This window comes from Aquimarina macrocephali (assembly GCF_051627225.1).
Classification (GTDB): Bacteria; Bacteroidota; Bacteroidia; order Flavobacteriales; family Flavobacteriaceae; genus Aquimarina; species Aquimarina macrocephali.
On sequence record NZ_CP151795.1, the window covers coordinates 5,212,593 to 5,227,739 of the forward strand.

19 protein-coding genes are annotated in these 15,147 nt (G+C 30.2%); all 19 read right to left on the minus strand.

The genetic code is table 11. The features are described 5' to 3' along the window. Positions 1-109: 109 nt before the first annotated feature. Positions 110-622 carry a DUF4348 domain-containing protein gene (locus AAFU52_RS23120; protein WP_024769503.1) on the minus strand — a complete coding sequence of 171 codons (513 nt, stop codon included), beginning with the start codon at positions 620-622 and terminating at the stop codon, positions 110-112. Between the two features lie 157 nt (positions 623-779). Continuing rightward, positions 780-1,094: a hypothetical protein gene (locus AAFU52_RS23125; RefSeq protein WP_024769504.1), complete on the minus strand. Its 315-nt coding sequence runs from the start codon at positions 1,092-1,094 to the stop codon at positions 780-782. 102 nt (positions 1,095-1,196) lie between these two features. After that, complete coding sequence (locus AAFU52_RS23130) at positions 1,197-1,790, minus strand: hypothetical protein (RefSeq protein ID WP_438423720.1); 594 nt, start codon at positions 1,788-1,790, stop codon at positions 1,197-1,199. A gap of 163 nt (positions 1,791-1,953) precedes the next feature. Further along, a complete protein-coding gene (locus AAFU52_RS23135; protein WP_438423722.1) occupies positions 1,954-2,868 on the minus strand; it encodes a C1 family peptidase in 915 nt (304 codons plus the stop codon). A gap of 304 nt (positions 2,869-3,172) precedes the next feature. Continuing rightward, positions 3,173-3,883, minus strand: a complete 711-nt coding sequence (locus AAFU52_RS23140; protein WP_438423723.1) for a DUF4241 domain-containing protein — start codon at positions 3,881-3,883, stop codon at positions 3,173-3,175. A 272-nt stretch (positions 3,884-4,155) separates the two neighbouring features. After that, positions 4,156-5,058 carry a class A beta-lactamase, subclass A2 gene (bla, locus tag AAFU52_RS23145; protein WP_438423725.1) on the minus strand — a complete coding sequence of 301 codons (903 nt, stop codon included), beginning with the start codon at positions 5,056-5,058 and terminating at the stop codon, positions 4,156-4,158. Between the two features lie 178 nt (positions 5,059-5,236). After that, positions 5,237-6,037 carry a type 1 glutamine amidotransferase domain-containing protein gene (locus tag AAFU52_RS23150; RefSeq protein ID WP_438423727.1) on the minus strand — a complete coding sequence of 267 codons (801 nt, stop codon included), beginning with the start codon at positions 6,035-6,037 and terminating at the stop codon, positions 5,237-5,239. Positions 6,038-6,112: 75 nt separating this feature from the next. Further along, the gene (locus tag AAFU52_RS23155; protein WP_024769510.1) at positions 6,113-6,697 is read right to left on the minus strand and encodes a Crp/Fnr family transcriptional regulator; all 585 of its coding nucleotides are present in this window, start codon (positions 6,695-6,697) and stop codon (positions 6,113-6,115) included. Positions 6,698-6,845: 148 nt separating this feature from the next. Then, a complete protein-coding gene (locus tag AAFU52_RS23160) occupies positions 6,846-7,397 on the minus strand; it encodes a DUF7151 family protein (protein ID WP_438423730.1) in 552 nt (183 codons plus the stop codon). A 262-nt stretch (positions 7,398-7,659) separates the two neighbouring features. Beyond that, complete coding sequence (locus tag AAFU52_RS23165; RefSeq protein ID WP_438426653.1) at positions 7,660-8,151, minus strand: hypothetical protein; 492 nt, start codon at positions 8,149-8,151, stop codon at positions 7,660-7,662. 141 nt (positions 8,152-8,292) lie between these two features. Continuing rightward, positions 8,293-8,754, minus strand: a complete 462-nt coding sequence (locus AAFU52_RS23170; protein ID WP_438423732.1) for a hypothetical protein — start codon at positions 8,752-8,754, stop codon at positions 8,293-8,295. Between the two features lie 143 nt (positions 8,755-8,897). Continuing rightward, on the minus strand, positions 8,898-9,350 hold the full coding sequence (locus AAFU52_RS23175; RefSeq protein ID WP_035090995.1) for a carboxymuconolactone decarboxylase family protein: 453 nt from the start codon (positions 9,348-9,350) through the stop codon (positions 8,898-8,900). A gap of 232 nt (positions 9,351-9,582) precedes the next feature. Beyond that, on the minus strand, positions 9,583-9,834 hold the full coding sequence (locus AAFU52_RS23180) for a hypothetical protein (protein WP_084050170.1): 252 nt from the start codon (positions 9,832-9,834) through the stop codon (positions 9,583-9,585). Positions 9,835-10,175: 341 nt separating this feature from the next. After that, positions 10,176-10,667: a flavodoxin family protein gene (locus AAFU52_RS23185; protein WP_024769515.1), complete on the minus strand. Its 492-nt coding sequence runs from the start codon at positions 10,665-10,667 to the stop codon at positions 10,176-10,178. Positions 10,668-10,824: 157 nt separating this feature from the next. Further along, positions 10,825-12,078: a glycosyltransferase gene (locus tag AAFU52_RS23190; protein WP_024769516.1), complete on the minus strand. Its 1,254-nt coding sequence runs from the start codon at positions 12,076-12,078 to the stop codon at positions 10,825-10,827. Positions 12,079-12,247: 169 nt separating this feature from the next. Further along, positions 12,248-12,877, minus strand: a complete 630-nt coding sequence (locus tag AAFU52_RS23195; protein WP_438426654.1) for an FAD:protein FMN transferase — start codon at positions 12,875-12,877, stop codon at positions 12,248-12,250. 159 nt (positions 12,878-13,036) lie between these two features. Further along, positions 13,037-13,267 (minus strand): hypothetical protein, encoded by a 231-nt coding sequence (locus AAFU52_RS23200; protein ID WP_051473699.1) that lies wholly within the window; start codon positions 13,265-13,267, stop codon positions 13,037-13,039. Between the two features lie 612 nt (positions 13,268-13,879). Continuing rightward, a complete protein-coding gene (locus tag AAFU52_RS23205; RefSeq protein WP_438423735.1) occupies positions 13,880-14,611 on the minus strand; it encodes a DUF3108 domain-containing protein in 732 nt (243 codons plus the stop codon). A gap of 101 nt (positions 14,612-14,712) precedes the next feature. Beyond that, complete coding sequence (locus AAFU52_RS23210) at positions 14,713-15,147, minus strand: nuclear transport factor 2 family protein (RefSeq protein WP_438423737.1); 435 nt, start codon at positions 15,145-15,147, stop codon at positions 14,713-14,715.

Consider the following 15,147-nt stretch of genomic DNA (forward strand, 5'->3'; position numbering starts at 1 on the left):
TTTTTTCATTTTTAAAACCAAATCAAAAGATTTGGTTTTAAAAATAGACAACAACCTTTCGATTAAGCGCTAATTGCTCTATTTACTATATATAGTTTTGTCTACTTTTTTATGTTGATGAGTCCGTCCAAGTAATCATTTTCCACTGTCCGTCAATTTTTTCGAATTCAAAATTATTATGAATTCCATTGTCTATTCCACGGAGTTCGATTCTCGCTTTAGAACCGTCTAAAATGACTTTTTGAGTGTATTTGTCATATTCTCTAGTTTCAAAAGATTTGTCGTAAGTCAGATCCATTTTTTCATAATCCTTAAGCTCTATTATTCTAGGCTCAACATCTGACATCTCTCCATTCATTTCCATTATTTTTAAAGGGAAATCTATTCGACTTATTTGAAAAGTAGAATCTTTATTGAAAAACTTAAAGAAGGTTTTAAATTCAGAGTCTACATTACTAGGGATTTCTATTTTTTCTTTAATCTTTTCAACAACTTCAGGTTTCAGTTCCGATTCAGATTCAGGTTCAGATTTTACTTCTTGTTTGCAGCTAACTATAGTTAAAACTATTAATAAGTATGTTGTAATGATAATATTTTCATTTGATCTAATTGTAGATAACATGTTTGTATAAGATTAGTTATGTGTTTAAGCAACTAAATTAGCAAATACAAACCGAATAGAAAATCCATGAGAATTTTCGTAAATAGGCTTACACTAGCAATGAATTATACATGTTGTTAGCAAACGTTACTTAATTCTTGTTTTAGTGTCTAAAGTACTACCAATATGCGATATATGACCATAAAGGAAAAAACACCAGAATTAAAAGTAAAATTGAGAGCGCAATACCAAATAATCCAATCTTATTTCCGATTCTATAGGACTTAATTCCTAGAATAGAGCCAAGCAATGAAATTCCAATAGCGATGCTTCTATCTATCCATTTATTCATAACGACACTTGGAACAACACCGCCATCAGCTTCAAATTTTGCAGCAACCTCAATATAAACTTGAGAGAACTGATAATTAATCCAAACGATAAAGCAAATTCCGATTAATGCAAGAATAACTGATCCAATTCCGTATTTCATTTTCAATGTTTGTTAAAGGTTGTTACCGAACGTTTTCTATTCCAACTTTTATCTTTTCAATCCAATTCTTGTCATTTGATTAAACAATAATCGCCCTATTTGCTATATATAGTGTTGTAGCACGTTAATTTTTATTCTTATACAGTTCAGTGCTTTTAAGAATTTCTTTCCTCCAGCCTCCGTTTGATCATCAATAAAACCTTTCAATTCAGGGTAATTTTCCGAAATCCAGCTTAAAAGTTCGTTTCTATTTTTTCCCCAAGTCTCTTCGTCAAAATTCAGGTACTCCGTTTCTATTGTAGTGATTTTTTCATTTTCAAACTTCAGAATCTCATTTGTCAAAAAAGGCTTTTGCATAAAAAAAAGAATTCTATTGTCAATTTTTGAAACCTTCGCTTTGACAATTCCGTTTTCCAAATTCATTTCGAGCACTTTATAAGTTGGTTCAAAAACTGAATCCCATTTTAGCCATTTCTCCATATAATCATTTTTCGAATACCTCACTTCATATTTGTATTTCGGTATTTTGGTTATAAGGCTGTCGTTTAATAAATCTTTCATTTCGGAACTATTCGATTTGTCAAGTGCCACAAAATATTTTTCAGCAACTTCAAGTTTGTCATTTGTCTTTTCAGAGTTTTTACAACTAGTAAATCCGATTAGAAATGTAAGAAAAATTATTAAAATTCGATTCATTTTGATGTGGTTGGTCATAATGTCCTACAACGTGTTCGTGTATGGTCAGTTGCGTAAAAGTACACGCTTTATTTTCCGCAGTAATATAATAAAAAGTACGCAAAGATCGTCGTCCTAGCCAGCTATAGCAATTAGTTATACACGTTGTTGTGTGCTGTTTGGTTTATCTAGCAAAATTTCCAGTATCAATCCATTCTGCTGATATTATACACCAAAAATCACTTGCGAGTTTTTGTTTTACGTATTCGTATGGAATATATCCATATCCATTATCACCCCAAGCTACTCCCCAAGAATTTCTGATTATTAATGCTCCTTTTTTTCTTTTTTTATCAATAGGGTTTATTATTACCAAATCATCATCGTACCCAACAACCATAACTGCGTGTCCGCCTAGTACAGATTCAGTTTCACCTGGAAAAGGAATTTTTCCATTGTTTGAAGTCTTTGGATCGTCGAGAGAAGTATAGCAAGTAAATCCCATCATGGAAGGAATTCCAATAGCCAATTGGTTTTTAATATTAATGAGAGTTTGATTACCACTTGAACCTAAAGGGTCTAATCTGTAGTATGTAAGTGCTTGGAAGTTTTGACCATATGAATATATAAATGCTGATGGTTCTTTATCGAACTTATCTATTTCATATGGATAACTACTTGATGGAGGCACACCAAATAGAGCTAGTGAGCCCATTGCAGTTCTCAAATATCCACCAGTATCTCCATTCCAATTTAAAATGTTTCGAGTTGTTTTGTAAACAAATAATTCTGACCCATCTATATATTTGTTGAATGCTCTTTTCTGAAAATACTCATACATTCCTACTGCTGCAAACGCTGTACAAGAGCCTATGTTTTCTTGATTTTTGATTGGTGAACACCAGTTTCTATTGTCTACTTTTTTTTCTAATTGTTCTTCTGCGTTATTTGCTATCCCTGTTTTCTTTAAAAGCTCTTTTACAGATTTGGTTGGATCTGGTTTTAAGGGGTTTCTTAGGATAGTTGAAGTATTTGGGTCGTAGTCTCGAATATCTGGATAGTCTTTTATCCATCCTAGATTTTTTTTAGATTGTTTCATTATTTTAAAGGTTAAAATGATAAAACAATATTAGTATCAAGTTTCGTTAGTTTCAATACTCGATAGCAGGTATATTTTAGTTTAAAATGACCAAGGATAAAATTGCACACAACGTTTAGCTATTCGTAGTGCGGTAGCAAAAAATCACTGGTTTTCGAACTATCACTTAGCCAAAGTTTATGTTTTATATTTATTTTTTCTAAAATACTAAGTTTAGATCTTTGATGACAAACCAAATAGACAAAAACCTCTCGATCTAGCACTTATTAGCTATGTTTTATACACGTTGTTTCCAGTAGTGTATTTATATTTCTGGTATTAACAACACTAAAAAATCAATTACAAGAGATACAATTTCTCCTTCTTTGTCAATTCCCCAATATGATGGATACATTCCGTCTCCGTATCCTGAATGAAACATAGTAATATTTAATTCCGAGTTGGGAAGTTGAAAGTTTATCCAATCTCCATAATCAGTTGGATCATTTTGGTCCTTTGCATTTTTCTTAAATTCTGCAGCAAAAAAATCGTCATAAATATTTCCTTTGGGATTAGCTTTAATAAAATCTGTTTCAAATTTTTGATATTCTTTTCCAGATTGGAAGTCATAAAATCCGCCTAATCCAGCATCAACAGGAAATCCGAAATAGTCGGCTTCGTCTGTCAATTCGTTAATGTCATCTTCTGTTCGCAAAGCCATAACCCATTTTTCGGCTTTCTTGTCACTAAATTCAAGTTTTGCGACAGCATATCTATCTCCAGATTCTTTTGTTTTGGCTACATAAATTTTGATTGGATATTTACCTGGTTTAACTGTTTTTGTTAAAGGTTTTGTTTCGGAATAAACTAACGGGTCGCAAACCACAATTTGTCCGCTTGGAACATTTAACATTCCAATTTCAAGTAATTCAATTGGGGTTTCCTCAACTTCTTTATTGTCAAAAATCAGATTATAATCAGCGTGTGAAAGTACTTCAGTTTTCTTTTCATTTTTTTTCTTAAACAGTCCAAACATTTCTTTTTCTTTTTGCGATTCAGGTTTTTCGTTTGATAAATTACAAGACAAAAAGTTTAGAATTATTCCGAATATTAATAGCTTTCTCAATGTCTCTCAAATTACTGGTAACGTTTCGTCTGTGAGTAGTAATGGATTTCTGCTCACTAACTTTTCAGTTTTGCACTGACCTTTGTTATATGTTTATATTTTGTGTTATCACTTAAATCACTATTACTTATGCACATTGTTAGCTGCTAGCATTTTTAATATCTGATTAGGATAATCTATAGTTACTCATCTATGAAATAATCCCAAGCTGCTTTAGAAATATCAGATATTATTTTCTCGTTAGTTTCAAAATCTTCTACTGATTCAGTGACAAAAACGCTTATAGTAAAGTATTCTCCATTAGGTAGAAAAACAATTCCGATATTATTTACTGCGGCAGTTATACCTGTTTCTTTATGTTTTCCCGACCAGCCAGTTTTATGTGCAACTACCGTCTCTTTAGGCAATTGTCCCCTTAGTCTGTTTTTCCCTGTTTTGGTTCCTTTCATTATATTCCATATGAAATCATAGCTTTTTTTGGAAAGTAAACCATTTTTGTTTTCATAAAATGTTGCCAGTATCTTGTTAGCTTCTTTTGGTATTGTCCAATTTAGAAATTGTGAATCCCAATTATTTTGCATGGTTTCTTCATTTATCTTAACAGCAAAATCCTTAAAACCGAGACTCGAAAAATGATTTTCAACAGCCTGTGGCTCTCCAAGAAGTTTTAACAAAACATCACAACCAACATTATCACTTAAAGCAACAGTATACTTTATGATTTCCGCTATAGTAAGTTTGCCACCTTCTGGATACTTTCTTCGAATTGGACTCCATAGTCCTGGTAACAACTCACTTTTCTTAATGTCTATTTTTTGGTTTAGAGAAAGGTTGCCTTTATCTATTTCAGATAAAATTGTCAATGCAATTGGAAATTTGAATACGCTTTGCATTGGAAAGTGTCTTTGACCATTGATACTTAGAGTATCTTTAACCTTAATACCATTAATTGCGACTCCAACAATTGCTTTTTTAGTATTTATAATACTGTCAATTTTCTGTCTTAATGTTTCAATTTCTTGAGAATATCCTTTTGAGAAAGTTATTAAAAAGATTAAGAATATAATGGGCGTTTTTTTAAACATAATTTTTATTTTGCCTGCTGGTAACGTGTTCGTATATAGAAATTTGCGTGTTTGTGTATGAGTAGTATCGAATTTTTTGCCACTACTTTTCGTAGAGTAATTTACAAAATAAAAAAGAATAGCGATTTGAATTAAAGCTCAAGTCGCTATTGCTTATACACGTTGTTGCGAGTAGTTTTTACTTCAATTTTTCTAATAAAAGTTCAGCAACTAATTCGGAAGATGCAGGATTTTGCCCAGTTATTAATAAACCATCTTCAACAGCATAAGGGTTCCAATCTGCTTTTTTAGAGTAAATTCCACCATTACTTTTTAACATGTCTTCTACTAAAAATGGAACAACAGAAGTTAGTTGAACAGCTTCTTCTTCTCCGTTTGTAAATCCAGTTACTTTTTTCCCATTAACCAAAGATGTCCCATTTGTATTTTTTGTGTGTTTAAAAATAGCAGGAGCGTGGCAAACGGCTGCAACAGGTTTATTGTTTTTATAAAAATCTTCTATTAAGGCAATTGAATTTTTATCTTCAGCTAAATCCCATAATGGTCCGTGTCCTCCTGGATAAAATACAGCTTCATAATCTACTTGATTTACAGTTTCCAACTTTATTGTTTTAGACAATACTTCTTGCGTTTCTGTATCTTTATTAAATCTTACTGTTGCTGGAGTTTGGAAATCTGGTTCATTACTTTTTGGGTCAATTGGAGGTTGTCCTCCTTTTGGAGATGCTAAAGTAATTTCAATTCCTTTATCTTTTAATAAGTAATAAGGTGCTGCAAATTCTTCAATCCAAAAACCGGTTTTGAGTCTAGTGTCTCCTAAATCTTCGTGGCTTGTTAATACAAATAATACTTTTTTCATTGTTTTGCTTTTTTCTGTGTCAGTACTTAATTTTTGTCCATTAGAATTAGTTTCTTTTGTGTTATTACCACAAGAAGAAAATAAAGCTAAAGCGATTACAATTGTTGTCATTCTTTTCATTTGAGAATGTTTGTATTTTAAAGGGACAAAATTATCGTCAAATTAAGTATTGAAAATTGATGTATGGTAATAAAATCAATTATGAGATATTTCTTTTCTAATTCTACTTAAGCTTTCTGTAGTAATTCCTAGATAAGAAGCTATATGGTAATTTTTTACAGTCTGTTCAATATTTGGGTAAGTGCTTATAAAAGAAACGTATCTTTCTTTAGCTGATTGAGCTAAACCTGCTAATATTCTGTTTTGAAAGCTAGCAAAAGCTCTTTCCATTTTTTTTCTAAAAAAAGTTTCTAATTGTGGAATCTCTACAAATAAATCGTCCATACTTTTTTTGGAAATTCTATACAAAGTTGCTTCCTGAATAGTCTCAATATGCATAATTGCTTTGGATGCTGTGAAGAATGCTGTATAATCACTTATCCACCAATCATTAATAGCGAATTGCAAAGTATGTTCTTTACCAGATTTGTCAATAAAGTAAGTCCTTAAGCATCCATTGTAAACATAATATTGACTGATAACTTTATCGTCTGCTTTTAATATTGTTGCACCTTTTTTTAAATTGAGTTTTTCAAGTTTATTTTCAATAAGATTTTCTTCTTTTTTTGAAAAAGAGATGTCTTTAAAAATTTCTGATATTATTGAGTTTTCGATGTTCATTTAAATTACTCACAACTACAAATTGTGTGAGTAGTGGCAGATTGCGAGTTTCTTTCCAGTCAAACCGCTACGTAGTTTGAGCGGGTTACAAAACTTGAAATTTCGCACTTTCCCTGCCATTACTTATACAAAATGTTGGCAACTGCCATTAGTTAAACGTTTTTATTTCCAATATTAAGTCATTCCAAGTGTCTGTGAATTGGTAAATGTTATTATAAGGCTCCGTTTTTACTCTTATTGAATTATCATTCACAAATTGCAAATAAACATTTCTGATAGAAGGAGGAGGTGTTGCAGTTGCAATAGTTTTAGTCAAATCCAAAGGCATGTCAAAGGTACCTAGGTATGAACCTGAACTTTCTCTTACCCAAGTAATAGTTAAGCTTAAATCATTCTTAATTACTATGCCTGATGGCACATTTGTTCCTGATTGACTTAATTTTACAACATAGCTACTGAAATCAAGGCTAGCGTTATTACCATTACAAATGTATTCTGTTTCTTGAATTTCATTTTCCTCTAAAACATTGTTGCCATTTAAATCTATTCCCGAAACAATCTTAATTCCTTCATTCGAACAATTTTCTCCAGCATTTTCAATTGTCATATCTATTAAAGAGTTTTTCCCATCAAGACCTTCATTTTCACACCCCAATAGAATAATAGTAATAAAAGATAAGCTTAGTAATAATTTTTTCATGTTAATTTTTATTGTTTTAATATTATATGTTTAATCATTTTCTATTTGTTCCGATCCGTTATAATTAACAGATGCTACTCCCATGGTTGTTGTCAACGTTTAATATATGTGTCGTAGCAAGGCAAAATGTTACCTTGCTTTTCGATTTATTTTGCGCATTGGTTGCTAACTTTTACTTTTGGCAAGCATTGCGCCTAACCAAAAATACAACAACCATTCAATTCATCACTTAGTTGCTATGAGCACATATATGTTGTTGTAGCTAGTTATTTTTGTTTATATGGATAATTTTCGGGTCATTTCCATCTTTATCTCGCTTAGAACGTCCAAATAATCCGATTGTAATATCGTCTGGAGAGCTGGTATTTAATTCGTCAGGATGAACATAAGTGTACATTCCATATCCGTGTCCTGAAACAACCCAACCTTTCGTTTGATTAAGAGATATTACATTAAAATCACCGGCAGGTCCGCCAGCGTTAACTGGTCCAAATTCTTTCATTAACTCAATTGCTTTGACTTCGGTATTTTTAACTTTATTAATGTCATCAAAAATAATGTAAGTCCCATTTTCAAATAATACCCAATCTTCAAATTTAGGATTTATAGCAAGCCTAACATTATCAAGTAATGATTTGGGTTCGTTTTCAGAGATATCCATTTCTATTTTCAGGTTTTCGGTTTGTTTTTTATTCTTTCCGCAACCAATAACAAGGCAGGATATTAATATTAAATTTAAAATTCTAGATATCATTTTCAATTAGCTACCATTTTTGTATAAGGTTAGTTGCGTGTTTTAAGAAACTGATTTACTAAATAAAATACGAACCAAGAAAGTTCATTTGGACTTTCGTAAATAAGTAATTTGCTAACAATTAATTTTATACGGTGTTGGCTACAGTTTTTTATCAGCCATAATTTTATATTCATATCTATTTCCGAATAACCAACTCCATTTCCTTCTGTAATATGGATCTTTCATCTTGATTATCCGTTTTCCTTTCTCCGTAATTGGATAAACCCTTTTTCCTTCTATTTCAAATATCCGAGTATTCAATATTTTTGGTGTTTTCGCAATACTATCTCTTATACTCATACTTGTTGGTTTCCACATCCAAATATAAAAATCAAAAATCAGTTTGTTTTTTTCTATTTTATATTCTCCATATTCACTCCAACTTAAATCATATTCATTAGTCCATTTGAAAGTTTTGTCAGGATACATTTCAAAAGACTCTAAAAGAAAAGTTTCTCTTAAATGTCCTTTTAATTTAATAGTATCTTGTCCATAAAAATCTCCATAGTTTAAAATTAAAATCAGAGTTAAAATGTTTAGTATGTTTTTCGGTTTTCTCAAATTGTTGCCAACGGTTTTGTATATGAAAAGTAGCAGATTTGTATGCGACTATTTTCAGTTTAAAACAAAGATAGCAGAAAAGAAATAAACTATAAATTTGGCTCTTAACTGCTATTTTTCATATCCGGTGTTGGCAACAGTAATTATTTATTCGCTATATAATTCCCGGGTGTAAATCCAAAAGTTTTCATCAACCTATTCCAAGTATTACTTTGAGATATTGCCAATGTTAAAAAACATATTTCTTCTTTAGAAAAGAAACTCAATAATGAATTATATATATCATCTGGTATTGGTTTGCGTTCTAATTTGGTAAGTGCATCTGTAAAATATAGTGTTGCCCTTTCTTTATCTGAAAAGTAAGGTGTTTCTTCCCAAACACATAAAGAGGATAGTCGTAGATCAGATTCATCTAAATGCTTTAGCTCTTTGTGATGCATATCCACACAATAGGCACAGCCATTTCTTTGAGCAGTCCTTAATCTGATTATTTCTATTAGTTTTCTATCCAAAGAAGAATTAATAATTGAGTCTTCAATAATTCTTAAATTTTCGAACATTCCATTTGGGATGTCTTGATATGTAATTCGTTCCATAATTATAATGTTTTAATTAATTTATGAAACAAATTTACGGTGTGTCTGTCTTATAAAAATTAAGATGTCTTAAGAAGTGAAATGCATTTAGTTTTTTCTCAATTCACCTAAATAATCAGGTGTGATTTCTAAATAGGAGGCTATGGATATATTGAGGAACTCTTTGGGTAAAATTAGACCATTTTGCATATACATCTAAACCTTTAGGTTTGAGAACTATTTACACTGTTTTTTATATATGTTGTTGTAATACATTATTCTCCAGTATGGTTTTTTCGATCAATTCATTTTGCCTCTTGCTTTGAACGTGTTTTGAATCTTCAATTAGTTTTGCACTTTTCAAAATTGGGAATATCTTTTTCGCTCTTTTAATCATTTTATTTCCAGGAAAAAGTATGTCATTTTTTCCAGCAAATAATGTTATGGGAATTTTTATTGAATTAGATTTTATCTCATTTATTACAGGTGCAGGTGTAAAATCCATTTTGAAATGTAAGAATACTTTTGATAAGTATTTGACTGCAAATTCGTCACATTCGGTAAAAACTTCAGATAAAAATTTTTCAACATATTTTACTTTCTCCGTTTTTTTTTGTCGGTAACGATTCCGAAAAACCAAATTCCCCTCCAATGACCCAGTTGAAATGAATTAATCCGAGTCCAATTAATATTATGCTTATTAAGATTGATAAAATCATAATTTTCAGTTTGTTGATTTTTAATTGGTGCTAATGTTTATGTATATGGATCGTATCGTAAAAATATACCTTAATATCTATTAGTCCGCTACCTAGTTGTGAGGTGAATAAATTTTGTCACACGTTTTTATTTTCCAACTTGATTGATAAATTCATCTAATTCCAGTTGGTTTATCTCTCCTGCGATTGTGTGTAAACTTCCGAGATATTTCATTCCTAAATAATCTGCGGTTTCAGAAAACGGAAGCCAAAAAATATGACCTAAATTATTTCCTACTGAACAACTAATTGCAGCCATGTTTTTCCCACGTAATTTTCGCCCAAGGTCTTTTTCAATTTCTAATAAATCAGTTATTCTGTCAAAAAATACTTTCATAATTCCGCTCATTGAATACCAATAAACAGGTGTTGCAAAAATCAGAGTATCATATTTATCAATAATTTTTCGCATTAGCATGAGGTAATCATCATTTTCATAATTATGCTTATAATCGTAAAATCCGATATTATAATCGTTCAAGTCTATCAAATCCCAGTTTGATTTTTTTATCAGTTCATTCGTCAGAGCTTTAGTATCTCCATCATTTCTTGAACTTCCTGTAATTATGATATTTTTCATTAAGCGTTTCGTTTTTCCTCAAATGTGTGGCAACGGTCTAGTATAATAATAGTTGCCGATTTTTATGCACTAACTTTTCGGTTTAATACAGACCTTTTTTATATTTACTTACTTTCGTTTTAGCGATTAAACCGCTATTATTTTTATACATCTTCCTTCACGCCATTATAAATTCGTATAACTCTTCTTTTAGATTTTCACTATTCATTTTGTGAGATATTTTTTCTGCTTTTGATTTATATGATTCTTTAGTAACTAAATCTATTAATAAAGGTTCTATTGTCTTTATTGAAAGTTTTCCAATTGAGGGTCCTTTGGGTCCTGCACCAATACTTTTAATCATAGAGTTCCAACCAAATTGGTCAATTATATGCGGAATAATAAGTGTGGCACAACCATTTTTTAGTCCCATATGTGTTGTTCCCGATCCTCCGTGATGAATAACTCCATAAGTTCTTTTAAAAATCCACTCGTAAGGAATAGAAGTCACAAAATGAAATAGTTCGTTATTGGCAAATTCGCTCAATTTTATAATTCCACCTGATGCTGTGTTTATAACTGTTGGTATTTGTAATTTATTCAGCGTTTTTAATAGCAAACGAGAGGTTTTTTCAGGGTTTGGATTCACCATACTACCAAATGACAAAAAAACAACTCTTTTATTGTTTGCTAAAAAGGCAATAAGTTCTTTTTCAGGTTTCCAGTCCACTTTTTTGTCCTGCTTGTGATAACCTAATATTTGAACATTGGAAGGCCAATCTTTTGGATTTAAAAATAGTGTGGGAGAAATAGTGAATATTAAATTTTCTGCAAATAATGCTTTTTTAATTTTTCTTTTGCTTAAAGAAATTTTTTCGGGAATATTATTGGAGGCATCTTTAATCATTTTTACTAAACCAAAAATTGCCAACCGATAAGTTAATCGGTTAATTAGTTTGCCGTAATTTCCATTGAAACCGATATGGGCATTCCCTTCGACATAATGTATAACGTAAGGTACTGGACTAATCATTACGGATTTCATTGAATTTTCAATACTCCAAATCAACGGATAGTTACATTTTGAATTATAGATAATTCTATAAGGTTTTTCTTTTTCTATAATTTCATATTGTTGCTTTACAAGAAGTTTATTGACATATTTACCTTTTTTGTATAAATTATATAAAGCTTTGATTTTTGAATTCAGTCTCATTTTTCCGCCCATCATTATTTTTCCATCTTCACTTTCTATCAGTTCTATGAATTTTGGGCTTAACGGAAAAAATTTAAATTCATTTGAAACTAATTTTGAATGCTGTTCTGGAAAGGAAAATATTATTTCGTGACCCTTTTTATACAGTAGCTGTCCAATCGCTAAAAAAGGTTCTATATCACCACGTGTTCCTATAGAAATTAGAAGTATTTTCATATTGTCTAATTGTTTTTTCGCATGAGTTACAGCGTATTTGTATATTGTTTGTTGCGTAGTTAAGTAAGGAATTTAGCAAATAAAAACCGAATAGAAAATCCACAAGGATTTTCATAACTAGGCTAGCACTAGCAATAAATTATATACGGTGTTACTACACGTTTTTTTTCTATTTTATTATTAATTTTTTAAAGCCTTTAGTGATGTATGTTTTCGTTTCTCCCAAAGAGTCTGAATAAACCAAATAAGCATCTATTTTCTCTAATTCAGACAGCAACTTTTTTGATTTCTCAATTCCCATAGCCATAAATGCAGTTGCATAACCATCAGCTTTGGCACAAGTGTTTGCAATTACATACGAACTTAAAACATCACTTTGTTCTGCTTTTCCGTTTAGTGGATTTATTGTATGAACATATCTTTTCTTAGTGATAGAATCAATTCTATATTTTCTGAAATTTCCAGAACCAGCTATTGATTTGTTTATTAGTTTTAATCTAGCTCTGACTGCTCTATTATTAATTTTAGATTCAATACTTTCAATTCCAATTGTCCAATTATCATTATAATTTAAGTTTTTTCCAATTACTCTAATTTCCCCACCAAGTTCTACTCTTAGATTCTCAATACCTTCATTTGCAATTGATTCAACAATTTTATCTATTGTATAGCCTTTTGCAATTGAATTAAAGTCAAGATAAATTTTAGGATTTTCTTTAACAATTTTACCATTGTCTAATAGCTTAACTTTATTGAAACCAACATAATTCATCATAGAATCTAATTTATAATCAGTAATTAACTTAAGAGGTTAAGTATCTCCAAATCCATATGCATTTCTTAATGTTCCAACAGTTGGGTCAAAAAATCCTTTTAATTTTGTATATAAATCTTTTGAAAGTTTAAATACTTCTTGAAAAAGAATATCTGTATTGATATTTGAATTTCCTTCGTTGATTTAGGATATATCACTATTAGGTATATAAGTGCTCAAAGATTTATTCATTGAATAAATGACAGAGTCAATTCCTTTTTTGATTTTCGGATTATCATTACTACTATAATATTCTATTTTGTAAGAAGTTCCGATGGCTAATCCTTGTAGGACAATTGATTTTTGCTTATTTGTTTCACATCCTAAAAGAATTGTAGTAAGTATAAAAAGTGAAAATAATTTTAAAATATTCATTCTGTTTTAGGTTTTGTCAAATGTGTGGTAACTAATGTATATGATGCACTCTTTCAAAATGGCATTAGATACTTGTTGGTAGTAAGTCATATTCTATACTTCAAGTTTGTGTTAATTTATGAGACAAATAGCTTTTAGTGTGCTATGTATCTTTTACCGTGTTGTGTTTTCGTTTTTTGTCTTTACGTAGAATTATCCAAGTTAAAATTGAAAAAAATAACGTCAATAGAGCAAAAAATTTCTCAAAATAGGTTTTAGCAAAAATATTTCCGACAGTATTCAATACAAATAAGACAAAGAAAATCCATAAAGTAATATTCACAATTTTCATTGATATAAACTCTCTTAAATACTTTCCTTTGATCAAAAGGATCGAAAATAAAAATAGATTGATTATGATTGAAATAGTTTCAAAAACATACATATCAGAATCATTTTTCAATCTTCCTCCCCAAGAAATTTCATAGGGAACTATTTTTATCATAATACATAAGTGAAAAAGTATTACCGCTACCAATAGATAGAGCATAATTTTAATTGCAGATTTTGGATTCAATTTTTGTGTTATTTAAAAATAAATTATACTCTGTCGTACATAATATCCTGTCCGTATTAATTAATTAACTCCATAATCATCTTTCGTCCCTGCATATCTACTTCTTGTCTAATTATTTGTCTATTATTAATATCAATATAAAATGTCATAATGGCTTTATTGTCCGAAATGTCATCAGTCACTTTCACTATCCATACATCTCTATCTCCATTTCCAGGCAATTTACCTTTTTTAACATTTTTAATAAAGGCTTTTATTACTCCTGTTTTAGCACTCGGGTTATAATCAAAAATTGAAATAGTTTTGTGGTATTCGTTATTTAAAGGCAGCCACCTAATCAATTGCGGATAGATATTGCTATCGAAATAACTACCAGATGTAGTTTCTGCTATTTCGCTTTTAGTATTTGTCTTTTTGTCAAAATAATAACCAGTTACTTTTTTATCAAAATTAAGTACCATATCCCTTTGTTGATTATATGAAGAATGGTAAATAGGTTTAAGATTATTTATATGAGCAAGAGTTGTGTCAACCCATTTTGTTTGTGCTTGATTCATTTTAACAGAGGTTATTATTAAAACGTTATTTTTAATTCTTTTTATCTCTGTTTTAATTTTTCCTATTTCTATTTTTGAAGTGTCTATTTCCATAAACCATGTCATTTCATAATTCTCATTTTTGATTAATTTTGAATCAAAAGAATTGTTTACTGGTGTGATCGTAGAATCTTGTGCAAATGAACTCAAAGAGATAAATACTAAAAGGACTACTAAAAGAATATTTTTCATAAATTATTATTTTTTGTGTTAGATACGATTGGAATAAGAATAAAATTCATCTATAATTTACATTGTTTGAACCTTTATATTTATCAATCTAAAAGGATCTATTATTTAGACTTTGCATATTCTGGTAAAGGTCCCCAAGTCTTAATTCCTATTTTTTTTAAAGTATCTTCAGAATCCCAGTATTCATTATAACGAATAATCTTACCATCAGATAGACGTACTTTAAAAAAAGCAACGAATGGCCAATCTACAGTTATATTGTTTTCTCGCCAAGTAAATTTTAAACGAGAATGTATTGCAAAACAATCTTCACCATGTAAATAAGGACCCTCAAACATAGTTGCACCCCAAGCTGTGGTTTCAGATAATAAATGAACATAATAGGATTCAATCGTATTTTTACCTTTTAATAAAGGATATCGTGGATCATAGAAAGTGGCATCTTTAGAAAACAAGTTAGTAAGTTGTTCGACATCTTCTTTATGAAAGCCTGAAATCCAAGTTTCGATAACCTGTTTTGAAATTTTTTGTATCAT

Excerpts from the sequence above, each read along its gene's own strand:
- AAFU52_RS23165 (WP_438426653.1), bottom strand. The coding sequence starts at position 8,151 with ATGATATCTAGAATTTTAAATTTAATATTAATATCCTGCCTTGTTATT.
- AAFU52_RS23120 (WP_024769503.1), bottom strand. The coding sequence starts at position 622 with ATGTTATCTACAATTAGATCAAATGAAAATATTATCATTACAACATAC.
- AAFU52_RS23200 (WP_051473699.1), bottom strand. The coding sequence starts at position 13,267 with ATGAATATTTTAAAATTATTTTCACTTTTTATACTTACTACAATTCTT.
- AAFU52_RS23135 (WP_438423722.1), bottom strand. The coding sequence starts at position 2,868 with ATGAAACAATCTAAAAAAAATCTAGGATGGATAAAAGACTATCCAGAT.
- AAFU52_RS23180 (WP_084050170.1), bottom strand. The coding sequence starts at position 9,834 with ATGGATTTTACACCTGCACCTGTAATAAATGAGATAAAATCTAATTCA.
- AAFU52_RS23160 (WP_438423730.1), bottom strand. The coding sequence starts at position 7,397 with ATGAAAAAATTATTACTAAGCTTATCTTTTATTACTATTATTCTATTG.
- AAFU52_RS23125 (WP_024769504.1), bottom strand. The coding sequence starts at position 1,094 with ATGAAATACGGAATTGGATCAGTTATTCTTGCATTAATCGGAATTTGC.
- AAFU52_RS23140 (WP_438423723.1), bottom strand. The coding sequence starts at position 3,883 with ATGTTTGGACTGTTTAAGAAAAAAAATGAAAAGAAAACTGAAGTACTT.
- AAFU52_RS23185 (WP_024769515.1), bottom strand. The coding sequence starts at position 10,667 with ATGAAAAATATCATAATTACAGGAAGTTCAAGAAATGATGGAGATACT.
- AAFU52_RS23130 (WP_438423720.1), bottom strand. The coding sequence starts at position 1,790 with ATGAATCGAATTTTAATAATTTTTCTTACATTTCTAATCGGATTTACT.
- bla (WP_438423725.1), bottom strand. The coding sequence starts at position 5,058 with ATGTTTAAAAAAACGCCCATTATATTCTTAATCTTTTTAATAACTTTC.
- AAFU52_RS23190 (WP_024769516.1), bottom strand. The coding sequence starts at position 12,078 with ATGAAAATACTTCTAATTTCTATAGGAACACGTGGTGATATAGAACCT.
- AAFU52_RS23205 (WP_438423735.1), bottom strand. The coding sequence starts at position 14,611 with ATGAAAAATATTCTTTTAGTAGTCCTTTTAGTATTTATCTCTTTGAGT.
- AAFU52_RS23175 (WP_035090995.1), bottom strand. The coding sequence starts at position 9,350 with ATGGAACGAATTACATATCAAGACATCCCAAATGGAATGTTCGAAAAT.
- AAFU52_RS23150 (WP_438423727.1), bottom strand. The coding sequence starts at position 6,037 with ATGAAAAGAATGACAACAATTGTAATCGCTTTAGCTTTATTTTCTTCT.
- AAFU52_RS23155 (WP_024769510.1), bottom strand. The coding sequence starts at position 6,697 with ATGAACATCGAAAACTCAATAATATCAGAAATTTTTAAAGACATCTCT.
- AAFU52_RS23210 (WP_438423737.1), bottom strand. The coding sequence starts at position 15,147 with ATGATACAAAAAATTTCAAAACAGGTTATCGAAACTTGGATTTCAGGC.